This is a genomic window from Shinella granuli, assembly GCF_004341885.1.
GTDB lineage: Bacteria > Pseudomonadota > Alphaproteobacteria > Rhizobiales > Rhizobiaceae > Shinella > Shinella granuli.
The window spans coordinates 297,635-308,767 of the sequence record NZ_SLVX01000001.1 but is presented as its reverse complement, the minus strand read 5'-3'; the positions used below and the strand labels follow the sequence as shown (position 1 = coordinate 308,767).

The 11,133-nt window shown below is 67.4% G+C and carries 8 protein-coding genes; 6 read left to right on the top strand and 2 right to left on the bottom strand.

From position 1 onward, the window contains the following. Nucleotides 1-3: 3 nt before the first annotated feature. Nucleotides 4-1,542, bottom strand: coding sequence for an aromatic amino acid lyase (locus tag EV665_RS01480; RefSeq protein WP_133032825.1), 1,539 nt, complete (start codon nucleotides 1,540-1,542; stop codon nucleotides 4-6). Nucleotides 1,543-1,704: 162 nt separating this feature from the next. Between EV665_RS01480 and EV665_RS01475 the strand changes: the two genes are divergently transcribed. Continuing rightward, nucleotides 1,705-2,868 (top strand): LysR family transcriptional regulator, encoded by a 1,164-nt coding sequence (locus EV665_RS01475; protein WP_162852940.1) that lies wholly within the window; start codon nucleotides 1,705-1,707, stop codon nucleotides 2,866-2,868. Here EV665_RS01475 and EV665_RS01470 read toward each other — a convergent pair. After that, nucleotides 2,865-3,839: a GlxA family transcriptional regulator gene (locus tag EV665_RS01470; protein ID WP_162852939.1), complete on the bottom strand. Its 975-nt coding sequence runs from the start codon at nucleotides 3,837-3,839 to the stop codon at nucleotides 2,865-2,867. The two genes, EV665_RS01475 and EV665_RS01470, sit on opposite strands and share 4 nt — an antisense overlap. A gap of 114 nt (nucleotides 3,840-3,953) precedes the next feature. Between EV665_RS01470 and bcoG the strand changes: the two genes are divergently transcribed. From bcoG to EV665_RS01430, 5 genes are all read left to right on the top strand, one after another. Continuing rightward, on the top strand, nucleotides 3,954-4,868 hold the full coding sequence (bcoG, locus tag EV665_RS01465; protein WP_064330626.1) for a 3-dehydrocarnitine:acetyl-CoA trimethylamine transferase BcoG: 915 nt from the start codon (nucleotides 3,954-3,956) through the stop codon (nucleotides 4,866-4,868). Nucleotides 4,869-5,093: 225 nt separating this feature from the next. Continuing rightward, nucleotides 5,094-6,587, top strand: a complete 1,494-nt coding sequence (locus EV665_RS01455; RefSeq protein WP_133032823.1) for a carnitine 3-dehydrogenase — start codon at nucleotides 5,094-5,096, stop codon at nucleotides 6,585-6,587. Nucleotides 6,588-6,803: 216 nt separating this feature from the next. Further along, a complete protein-coding gene (locus EV665_RS01445; RefSeq protein WP_133032822.1) occupies nucleotides 6,804-7,964 on the top strand; it encodes an acyl-CoA dehydrogenase family protein in 1,161 nt (386 codons plus the stop codon). A 154-nt stretch (nucleotides 7,965-8,118) separates the two neighbouring features. Then, nucleotides 8,119-10,209 (top strand): acetate--CoA ligase family protein, encoded by a 2,091-nt coding sequence (locus EV665_RS01435; protein WP_133032821.1) that lies wholly within the window; start codon nucleotides 8,119-8,121, stop codon nucleotides 10,207-10,209. Further along, complete coding sequence (locus EV665_RS01430; RefSeq protein ID WP_133032820.1) at nucleotides 10,206-10,988, top strand: carnitinyl-CoA dehydratase; 783 nt, start codon at nucleotides 10,206-10,208, stop codon at nucleotides 10,986-10,988. Before EV665_RS01435 ends, EV665_RS01430 begins: the two co-directional genes overlap by 4 nt. Nucleotides 10,989-11,133: the final 145 nt, after the last annotated feature.

The window sequence follows — 11,133 nt, the reverse complement described above, 5'->3', positions numbered from 1 at the left end:
CCGTCAGGCTGTGAGGGCGAAGAAGGCGTCGAATTGCGCCATGGGCGCGGCCTCGACGAAGGCGGCAAGCGCCTCGGGGCTGGCAAGATCGCGGTCGAGTGCCTCGATCTCGGCGGAAAGCGGCCGGTCCTTGCGGTAGAACGGGCTGATCGCCCGCGTGCGCCGGTAGGCGATGGCGACGACGCCCTCGACATTGTCGCCGGCAAGGTCGATCGCCTGGGCGGAGAGCATGGCTTCGAGGGCGGCGAGCTGGCGCAGGTCCCGCACCTGGCTCTCCATGCGCTCGACGATCAGCGGCAGGAAGGTCGCCTCCTCTTCCAGCCCGCCGGCGACGACGATGGACTGCGCCGAGATCGGCACCGCCAGCGACTGGATGCGCATGTAGAGCTCCACCGCAAGCTTCAGCAGCGGCCCGAAGCCCGTCGCCGTCTCGCCGGGCGCCACGAGGTTGACCGGCAGGTTGCGGCGCACGCCGTTGGCAAGCAGCACGCAGCGGTTCAGCACGTTGCGGGCAAGATGGGCAAAACCCGTCTGCGCCGCCTCGACATAGAGCGTCGTCGAGAGCGGCAGCGAGCCGCCGGACGCCATGACATGGTTGTCGAGCACGACCGGATTGTCGTCGGACTGCGCCGTCGCCTCGACGATGCGCTCGGCGGCGTTCATCAGCGTATCGAGGCAGGCGCCGAAGACCTGCGCGGTCATGCGCAGGCTGAGCGGATCGTGGATCGCCGACGGTTTCGGCCAATGGCCGGAGGCGGCCTGCGCCTCGAACCAGGTGCCGGCAAGCGCCTCGCCATGGGCCGAGAGCCGTGCCGCCACGCGCCAGGGATCGGCCGAGGCGCCGAGCGCCAGCGAGGAGAGAACGCCCGTCACCATGAGATTGCGGATCGCCATCGCCGCCTCGCGCACCACATTGGCCGCCGCGGCATGCGAGATGGCATTGACGCTGAGGGCGGCCAGCGCATCGCGCGGCTGCATGCGATAGGGCTGGAGGCCGGCGCGCTTCAGCGCCTCCAGGGCCGGCAGGCGTTCGCCGCCGTACCAGGCCTCGCCCTCGCCGGTCAGGACCGCCGCGATCTGGCCCATCAGGCCGATATCGGCGCAACCCATCGAGCCATGCCGGCGCACGACGGGCACGACATCCCGTTCGAGCAGCCCGAGCAGGGCGTCGATCAGCTCCGGGCTGCAGCCGGAATAGCCGCCGAGCGCGGTGTTGACACGAATGCCCATCGCCTTGCGCACGATCGGCAGCGTGAACGGTTCGCCGGTGCCGAAATGGTGGGCCCGCACCAGGCTGTTGTTGAACTCGATGAGGTCGTCGGCCGTCCAGAGCTTGTCCTTCATAGAGCCGACGCCGGTATTCGCGCCGTAGATCGGCAGGCCCGTGGCGAGGCGGTCGGTGATGACGCGGCGCGACGCGCCGACACGCCCCATGCCGATCTCGCAGGCCACCGGCCGCCGCGCGGCCGTGCCGATCGCCTCCAGCGTCGCGAAATCGAGCGGCTGGCCGGTCAGATAGAGCGTGTCGGCGGAAGCGAGCATTTCAAAAAGCCTGTCTCGAACAGCAATTCCGGCAAAAGCGCCTGTCCGGAATGCATAAACCGAATGCGGATGTTATGCGGAACGCGGCCCGAACCCATATCCCAAAATCCGTACGGTTCATGCTATGAACCGAACAGTTGGGAAAACCCGAAGGAGCCGCCCGTGGATTTATCCACGCTTCGCCTTGTGCACAGCATTCTCGAAGAACGCGGCATCCGCAGGGCGGCGACCGCGGAAGGGCGCCCCGCCTCCAGCGCCAGCGCGGCGCTGCGCCGGGTCGAAGCCGTGCTCTCGGTGCCGCTGGTGCGGCGCGACGGGCAGGCGCTCGTTCCGACGCTCGATGCCGAGGCTCGCCTGCCGCGCTTTGCCGAAATCGCCGAAGCGGCCGCCGCACTGGCCGCCCTCGGCAAAGGCGGGGAAACGAGGCCGGCCGTCTCGCTCGCCGCCCTCGCCCGCTTCGCCGCCACGGCCCGCGCCGGCAGCATCAACGGCGCCGCCAAGACCCTCGGCCTCGGCCAGCCGCAGCTCACCCGCCAGCTCAGCCATCTGGAGGCGGCGATCGGCTGCAAGCTCCTCGCGCGTTCGGCGACGGGCATCGCCTGCACGCCCGCGGGCCTGGAAGCGCTGGCGCTCGCGGAACGCATCGGCGCGGCCTGGGAGTCCCTCTCCACCGCCTCGGCCGAACGGTTCCGCCGCAGCGCCGCCACCTGGCGGCTCGGCGCGATCATCCCCTTCGGCCATGAAAGCGAGATCGCCGCCATGCTCGCCCGCCTCGCCGTGGCGTGGCGCGCGGCGCGGCCCCGCCAGCCGCTCTTCCTCTCCTCCACCACGGCGGACGAACTGGTCTCGGGCCTGAAAAACCGCCGCTTCGACCTGATCCTGCTCGACACCGACCGCTACCCCGCCGAATTCGAAGGCAGCCTGATCGGCCGTTCCCGGCTGGCGCTTGCCGGCCCGCGCAGGCTGGACAGCGCCGAAAAGCAGGATTTCGCCACGCTGCTATGCCAGTACCCGATCGCCGTGCCGAGCCCGCGCAGCGGCCTGCGGCAGATGACCGACCGCTTCCTCGAAGCGACGCTTTCCCCCGCCGAGCGCACCCGCCTGACGCTGGTCGAGGTGGATTCGATCCCCGTCATCATCAACCTCGTGCTCGACCACGGCCATCTCTCGGTGCTGCCGGAGCACTCCGTCGCCAACATCAATCCGCCGCCGACGCTGCTGCCGCTCGATGACGCCTACCAGCAATCGCTGAGCCTCGTCTGGCCGCGCGACGCGCTTTCCCGCAAGGCCGCCGAGACGATGCTCGCGCTCCTGACGAAAACCTAGCCCTTCGCCCCGGCCCTCAGCCGCCGGCGCGTTTCCGTCGGGCTCTCGTGATAGTGCGCCCGGTAGCTGCGCGAGAAGGCGGAGGAGGAGTTGAAGCCGGTGAGCGCCGCGATGTCGGCGAACTCGGCCCTCGTCTCGATGACCTTGCGCCGGGCGGCATTGAGGCGGAGCGCAAGATAGTGCTGGTGCGGCGCGACGCCCATCGTCTCCTGGAACAGGTCCTGGAGATGGCGCGCGCTGACGCCGACGCGCTTTGCAAGCCGCGTCAGGGTGAGCGGCACGTCCACCGTCTCCTCCATCAGCCGCACCGCCTGGCTGACGCGCTGGTCGGCAACGCGCATGTTGCCGAGCGCCGGCACCTGCAGCAGGCCGCCGGTGCGCTCGTGCTCGTAGATGAAGAGCCGCGAGACTTCGAGCGCCAGCGAATAGCCCTGCCGGCGGCGGATGATCTCCAGCATCAGGTCGAGCGTCGGCAGGGAGCCGCCGGTGGTGATGCGCTTGCCGTCGATGACGTAGCGCTGCCGCTCGACGTCGATCTGCGGATAGGCGGAGGCGAATTCTTCCATGTCCTCCCAGTGGATCGTTACGGAATGGCCGTCGAGCAGGCTCGCCTCGGCAAGCAGCCAGCTACCCGATTCGATGCCGGCCATGGCGATGCGGTGGCGGGCGGTCTGCGAGAGCTGGCGGCGCAACAAAGGCGTCGCACTCATCTGCCATTGATAGCTCGACAGCACGAAAAGCGGCTGGGTCTCCCGCTCCGGCCGGAACGGACCGTCCACGGGCACGGGGATGCGACTGCGCGTTTCGACCGCCAGGCCGTCGGGCGAAAAAATCCGCCAGCGGTAGAGGTCCTGGCCGGAGATGCGGTTGGCGGCGCGCAGGGGCTCGATGACCGAGGCGACGAGGATGAGGTTCGTCTCGGGCAGGACGAGAATATCGATGTCGAGTGTCTCGGAGGAGGGATCCAGCATGCGGCGATCCTGTGATCCCGTCTCCCGAATTGTCAAGGATGGATCCGAAAAGTGAAAGCACTGCGCCTTCTCTTGGCTCGTAATGGCTTCAACGAGAATACTGGGAGAACGACAATGCCCCTAGCGATGAACCGCGACGTTTTCATCACCTGCGCCGTCACCGGCTCCGGCGACACCGCCGGCAAATCCCCCCATGTGCCGCGCTCGCCGAGAGAGATCGCCGAATCGGCGATCGAGGCCGCCAAGGCCGGCGCCGCCGTCGTGCACTGCCATGTGCGCGATCCGGAAACCGGCGCGCCGAGCCGCCGCAACGACCTCTACCGTGAAGTGACCGAGCGCATCCGCGACGCGGAAGTCGACGTGGTGCTGAACCTCACCGCCGGCATGGGCGGCGACATGATCTTCGGCAACACCGAGCAGCCGCTGCCGCTCAATCCCAACGGCACCGACATGGCCGGCGCGACGGAGCGCGTCTCCCACGTCGCCGAATGCCTGCCGGAAATCTGTACGCTCGATTGCGGCACGATGAACTTCTCGCTCGGCGACTACGTGATGACCAACACGCCGTCCATGCTGCGCGCGATGGGCCGGATGATGACCGATCTCGGCGTGCGTCCGGAGATCGAGGCCTTCGACACCGGCCATCTCTGGTTCGCCAAGCAGCTCGTAGAGGAAGGCGTCATCGAGGATCCGGTGCTCATCCAGCTCTGCATGGGCATTCCGTGGGGCGCGCCCGACGACCTCAACACCTTCATGGCGATGGTCAACAACGTGCCCTCGAACTGGACCTTCTCGGCCTTCTCCATCGGCCGCAACGCCATGGCCTATCCGGCCGCGGCGGTGCTTGCCGGCGGCAATGTCCGCGTCGGCCTGGAGGACAACCTCTATGTCGGCAAGGGCCAGCTCGCCACCAATGCGCAGCTCGTCGACAAGGCGGTCAACATCATCGAGAGCATGGGGGCCCGGGTCATCGGCCCGGCAGAGGTGCGCGAGAAGCTGAAGCTTACGAAGCGGGCACCGCGCGGCTGACGGGAACGAGGCACGAGGGCGCAACGCGTTTACCCCCCTCTGCCCTGCCGGGCATCTCCCCCTCAAGGGGGAGATCGGCAAGAAGCAAGTTCCTTGTCTCAACCGCAACGTCTGTAGCGGGCAAGGCATCTCCCCATCCGATCTCCCCCCTTGAGGGGGAGATGCCCGGCAGGGCAGAGGGGGGTGCCGCATCTGGACACCAAGAGTTATGAAGGCAGCATCTCTATGACCACCATCAACAAGGCAGCCTGTGTCGGCGGCGGCGTCATCGGCGGCGCATGGGTCGCCCGCTTCGCGCTGGCCGGCATCGACGTGAACATCTTCGATCCGCATCCGGAAGCCGAGCGCATCATCGGCGAGGTCATGGCCAATGCCGAGCGCGCCTATGGCATGCTCACCATGGCCCCGCTGCCGCCGAAGGGAAAAATCACCTTCTGCAAGAGCCTTGAAGACGCCGTGCAAGACGCTGACTGGATTCAGGAAAGCGTGCCCGAGCGGCTGGAGCTGAAACGCGGCGTGCTGACGAAGATCGACGCGGCGGCAAAGCCCGACGCCCTCATCGGCTCCTCGACGTCCGGCCTGATGCCGACGGACCTCCAGCGCGACATGAAGCATCCCGAGCGCCTGTTCGTCGCGCACCCCTACAATCCCGTCTACCTGCTGCCGCTCGCCGAACTCGTCGGCGGTCAGAAGACGTCGCGCGCCGTCTTGGAAGACGCCAGGGCCAAGCTCGCGCCGATCGGCATGAAGGGCGTGATCATCAACAAGGAGATCGAGGCCTTCGTCGGCGACCGCCTGCTGGAAGCCGTCTGGCGCGAGGGCCTCTGGCTCATCAAGGACGACATCTGCGACACCGAGACGCTCGACGACGTGATCCGCTATTCGTTCGGCATGCGCTGGGCGCAGATGGGCATGTTCGAGACCTACCGCATCGCCGGCGGCGAAGCGGGCATGCGCCACTTCCTCGCCCAGTTCGGCCCCTGCCTCTCCTGGCCCTGGACGAAGCTGACCGACGTCGTCGACCTCGACGACGAACTCGTCGAAAAGATCGCCGGCCAGTCGGACGCCCAGTCCGGCGCGCGCGGCATCCGCGAGCTGGAACGCATCCGCGACCAGAACCTCGTCGGCATCATGCACGCGCTGAAGGCAGGCGACGAAGGCCGCGGCTGGGGTTCGGGCAAGCTGCTCGCCGAGTTCGAGGCGCATCTCTGGGCGAAGGCCGGCAAGGCGAAGGTCGAGGTCTCCGCCACCGAGCCGCTGCGCCTCGTCGACACCAAGGTCAACGCCGCCTGGGTCGACTACAACGGCCACATGACCGAGCACCGCTATCTCCAGCTCTTCGGCGACACGACCGACGCGCTGCTGCGGCTGGTCGGCGTCGACTTCACCTATGTCGAGGCCGGCCACAGCTACTACACCGTGGAGACCCATATCCGCCATCTCGGCGAGGCCAAGCTCGGCCAGGCGCTCTACACGACGCTCCAGTTGCTCTCCTTCGACAACAAGCGCATGCACTACTTCACCCGCATCCACGACGCGGCGACGGGCGACGTCATCGCGACGGCCGAGCAGATGGTGCTGCATGTCGATTCGAAGGCCGGCAAGAGCGTCGACGCGCCCGCCGAGGTGCTGGCGAAGATCGCGCCGATCGCCGAAGCCCATGCCGGGCTGCCGAAGCCGGACGGCGCAGGCCGCAGCGTCGGGCAAAGAAAGAACTGACGGCGCGAGCCGCCACCCCCCTCTGCCCTGCCGGGCATCTCCCCCTCAAGGGGGGAGATCGGCAGGGGGCAAGCCTGCCGCCCATACGGCGGCGGTTCGAGGGAAGCGACGAGCAAGCCACAACCGATCTCCCCCCTTGAGGGGGAGATGCCCGGCAGGGCAGAGGGGGGTAGCCACACGCGCCTCCCGTAAAAGAAATACCGGGAGGACTTTTCCATGAATTTCGCATTGACCGACGAACAGCAGATGATCGTGGACACGGTCCGCGCCTTCGTCGAAACGGAAATCTATCCGCACGAAAACGAGGTCGAGCGCACCGGCCATGTGCCGCCGGAACTCGGCCAGGAGATCGCCCGCAAGTGCAAGGAGATCGGCTTCTTCGGCTGCAACATGCCGGAGGAAGTGGGCGGCGCCGGTCTCGACCACACCTCCTTCACCCTCGTCGAGCGCGAGCTCGGCCGCGGCTCCATGGCGCTGACCGTCTTCTTCGGCCGCCCCTCCGGCATCCTGATGGCCTGCAACGACGAGCAGCGTGAAAAATACCTGCTGCCCGCCGTCAGCGGCGAGAAATTCGACGCGCTCGCCATGACCGAGCCGGATGCCGGCTCGGACGTGCGCGGCATGAAATGTTTCGCCCGCAAGGACGGCGACGACTGGGTGGTCAACGGCACCAAACACTTCATCAGCCACGCCAACATCGCCGATTTCGTCATCGTCTTCATCGCCACCGGCGAGGAGGACACGCCGCGCGGCAAGAAGAAGCTGATCACCTGCTTCCTCGTCGACCGCGGCACGCCGGGCTTCGAGATCCGCGACGGCTACAATTCCGTCTCGCACCGCGGCTACAAGAACTGCATCCTCAATTTCGACGAATGCCGCCTGCCCTCCGCCCAGATCCTCGGCGAGGTGCACAAGGGTTTCGACATCGCCAACGACTGGCTCTACGCGACGCGCCTGACGGTCGCCGCCACCTCCGTCGGCCGCGCCCGCCGCGCCTTCGACTACGCGCTCAACTACGCCGCCGAGCGAAAGCAGTTCGGCAAGCCGATCGGCGCCAACCAGGGCGTCTCCTTCAAGCTCGCCGACATGATCACCGAGATCGACGCCGCCGACCTTCTGACGCTGTCGGCCGCCTGGCGCCTCGACCAGGGCCTGCCGTCGAACCGCGAGATCGCCTCGGCAAAGGTCTACGCCACGGAAATGCTCGCCCGCGTCACCGACGAGGCGATCCAGATCTTTGGCGGCATGGGCCTGATGGACGACCTGCCCCTCGCCCGCTTCTGGCGCGATGCGCGTGTCGAGCGCATCTGGGACGGCACGTCGGAAATCCAGCGGCACATCATCAGCCGCGACCTGCTCAGGCCGCTGGGGGCGTGAGGATGGCAGGCGTGGCCCGCATCACCCCCCTCTGCCCTGCCGGGCATCTCCCCCTCAAGGGAGGAGATCGGCAGGAGGCGAAAACCTCGCCTGATCGGCAACGCCGGCGGTGGGTGAAACGGTCCCCCATCCAATCTCCCCCCTTGAGGGGGAGATGCCCGGCAGGGCAGAGGGGGGTATCCTCGTGACCCGCTCCCTCGACCGCCTCATCCGCCCGAAATCCATCGCCGTCTTCGGCGGCAAGGAAGCCCGCCGGGTCATCTACCAATGCGACAAGATGGGCTTTTCCGGCGAAATCTGGCCCGTTCACCCGCGCGAGGACGAAATCCTCGGCCGCAAATGCTACCGCTCCGTCGCCGACCTGCCGGGCGCACCGGATGCCTCCTTCATCGGCGTCAACCGCGAGCTGACCATCGGCATCATCCGCGACCTCTCTGCCCGCGGCGCAGGCGGGGCCGTCTGCTACGCCTCCGGTTTCCGCGAGGCCGTCAGCGAACTTTCCGACGGCGACGACCTGCAGAAGGCGCTGGTGGACGCGGCCGGCGACATGCCGATCCTCGGGCCGAACTGCTACGGCTTCATCAACATGCTGGACGGCGCGCTGCTCTGGCCGGACCAGCACGGCATGCTGCGCATCGAAAAGGGCGTCGCCGTCCTCACCCAGTCGTCCAACATCGCCTGCAACATCTCCATGCAGCAGCGCGGCCTGCCGCTCGCCTATATCCTGACCGCCGGCAACCAGGCCCAGACAGGCCTTGCCGACCTCGCCTGCGCGGTCCTCGAAGACCCGCGTGTCACCGCCGTCGGCCTCCATATCGAGGGCTTCGACAGCCTCGAAGCGCTGGAACGCCTCGGCCAGCGCGCGCGCGACCTGAAGAAGCCGGTCGTCACGCTGAAGGTCGGCAAGTCGGAACAGGCGCAGCTTGCGACGGTCTCGCACACCGCCTCGCTTGCCGGCAACGACGCCGTCTCTTCGGCGCTCCTCGCCCGCCTCGGCATCGGCCGCGTCGAGACGCTGCCGGAGCTTCTGGAGACGCTGAAGCTGCTGCATGTCGCCGGCCCCCTGCCCAACCACGACATCTCCTCGATGAGCTGCTCGGGGGGCGAGGCCTCGCTGATGGCCGATGCCGGGGTGAAGCGGAAGGTGAACTACCGCGCGCTCGAAGATTTCCAGCGCCAGCCGCTGCGCGAAACGCTCGGCCAGATGGTGACGATCTCCAACCCGCTCGACTACCACACCTTCGTCTGGGGCAACCGCGAGAAGCAGACCGAAGCCTTCACGACGATGATGCAGGGCGGCTACGGCCTCAACCTCGTCGTGCTCGATTTCCCCCGCCTCGACCGCTGCGATGCGGCGGATTGGATCACCACCTGCCACGCCGTCATCGACGCCGCGAAAACCTCCGGCGCGAATGCCGGCATCGTCGCCAGCATGGCGGAAAACATGCCGGAGGAGACCGCCGAGATGCTGATGCGGAACGGCGTCGTGCCCTTCTACGGCATCGAGGAGGCGCTCGCCGCCGCCGATGCCGCCGCCGGCATCGGCGAGGCCTGGGCCAAACCGCAATCCGCCCCGCTTCTCAAGGCCGCCGCCGGCGAAGGCGCGCCCGTCACCCTCACCGAGCACGCGGCCAAGCAGGCGCTCGCCGCCCATGGCCTGCCGGTCCCGAAGGGGGTTTCCGCCGAGACGGCGGCGGCCGCCGCGGACGCCGCCGAAGAGCTCGGCTTCCCGGTCGTGCTCAAGGGCCTTGGCGTCGCGCACAAGACCGAGGCGGGGGCGGTGAAGCTCAATCTCGCGAACCGCGAGGCGGTGCTGGAGGCCGCGAACGCCATGGCCGGCGTCGCCGCCGGCTTCCTCGTCGAAAAGATGGTGGGCAAACCGGTCGCCGAGCTCATCGTCGGCGCCATGCGCGATCCGGTCGCCGGCCCCGTCCTGACGATCGGCGCGGGCGGCATCCTCGTCGAACTGCTCGAAGATTCCGCGATCCTGACCCTGCCGACGGACGAAAGGACGATCCGCGAGGCGATCTCCGGCCTGAATATCGCAAAACTGCTGGGCGGCTATCGCGGCGGTCCGAAGGGCGATATCGATGCTCTCGTCGCCGCCGTCGCATCAGCGGCATCCTATGTCGTTTCAAACGCTTCAATAGTCGAAGAACTGGACGTTAATCCCATAATGGTGCTGCCGGAAGGCGACGGTGTCGTCGCGGCCGACGCGCTGATCCGTCTGAGGAAGAACCCATGACCGGACCGATAAGACAGCGCCGCGAAGGCGGCATCCTGGAAGTCACCATCGATCGCCCCAAGGCGAACGCCATCGACCTTGCGACCAGCCGCATCATGGGCAAGATCTTCGCCGATTTCCGCGATGACGAAAGCCTGCGCGTCGCCATCATCACCGGCGCGGGGGAAAAATTCTTCTGTCCGGGATGGGACCTGAAGGCCGCTGCCGCGGGCGACGCGGTCGATGGCGACTACGGTGTCGGCGGTTTCGGCGGCATGCAGGAGCTGCGCGACCTCAACAAGCCGATCATCGCGGCCGTCAACGGCATCTGCTGCGGCGGCGGCCTCGAGATCGCGCTTTCCACCGACCTCATCCTCGCCGCCGAACACGCGACCTTCGCGCTGCCGGAAATCCGCTCCGGCACGGTGGCCGATGCCGCCTCGATCAAGCTGCCGAAGCGCATCCCCTATCACATCGCCATGGACATGCTGCTCACCGGCCGCTGGCTAGACGTGCAGGAGGCGCACCGCTGGGGCTTCGTCAACGAGATCCTGCCGGCCGACAGGCTGCTGGACCGGGCCTGGGAGCTGGCGCGCCTGCTCGAAAGCGGCCCGCCGCTCGTCTACGCCGCCATCAAGGAAGTGGTGCGCGCCGCCGAGGGCGAGACCTTCCAGACGACCATGAACAAGATCACCCGGCGGCAGTTCCGCACGGTCGACATTCTCTATTCCAGCGAGGACCAGCTCGAAGGCGCCCGCGCCTTCGCGGAAAAACGCGATCCCGTCTGGAAGGGACGATGAGGAGCGCGCCCCTGCATCGGGCGCAATCCGCATTCTTCCATAAGCTCCGCTTGTGGCAGAAATAGATAATTTAGGGCGTTACATATAGCTTGTGCGTGGCTAATTTATGGGAAAACGAGCCGCATCGCGGCGCAGGGAGGAGGCT

Excerpts from the sequence above, each read along its gene's own strand:
- EV665_RS01480 (WP_133032825.1), bottom strand. The coding sequence starts at position 1,542 with ATGCTCGCTTCCGCCGACACGCTCTATCTGACCGGCCAGCCGCTCGAT.
- EV665_RS01470 (WP_162852939.1), bottom strand. The coding sequence starts at position 3,839 with ATGCTGGATCCCTCCTCCGAGACACTCGACATCGATATTCTCGTCCTG.
- bcoG (WP_064330626.1), top strand. The coding sequence starts at position 3,954 with ATGCCCCTAGCGATGAACCGCGACGTTTTCATCACCTGCGCCGTCACC.
- EV665_RS01455 (WP_133032823.1), top strand. The coding sequence starts at position 5,094 with ATGACCACCATCAACAAGGCAGCCTGTGTCGGCGGCGGCGTCATCGGC.
- EV665_RS01445 (WP_133032822.1), top strand. The coding sequence starts at position 6,804 with ATGAATTTCGCATTGACCGACGAACAGCAGATGATCGTGGACACGGTC.
- EV665_RS01435 (WP_133032821.1), top strand. The coding sequence starts at position 8,119 with ATGCCCGGCAGGGCAGAGGGGGGTATCCTCGTGACCCGCTCCCTCGAC.
- EV665_RS01430 (WP_133032820.1), top strand. The coding sequence starts at position 10,206 with ATGACCGGACCGATAAGACAGCGCCGCGAAGGCGGCATCCTGGAAGTC.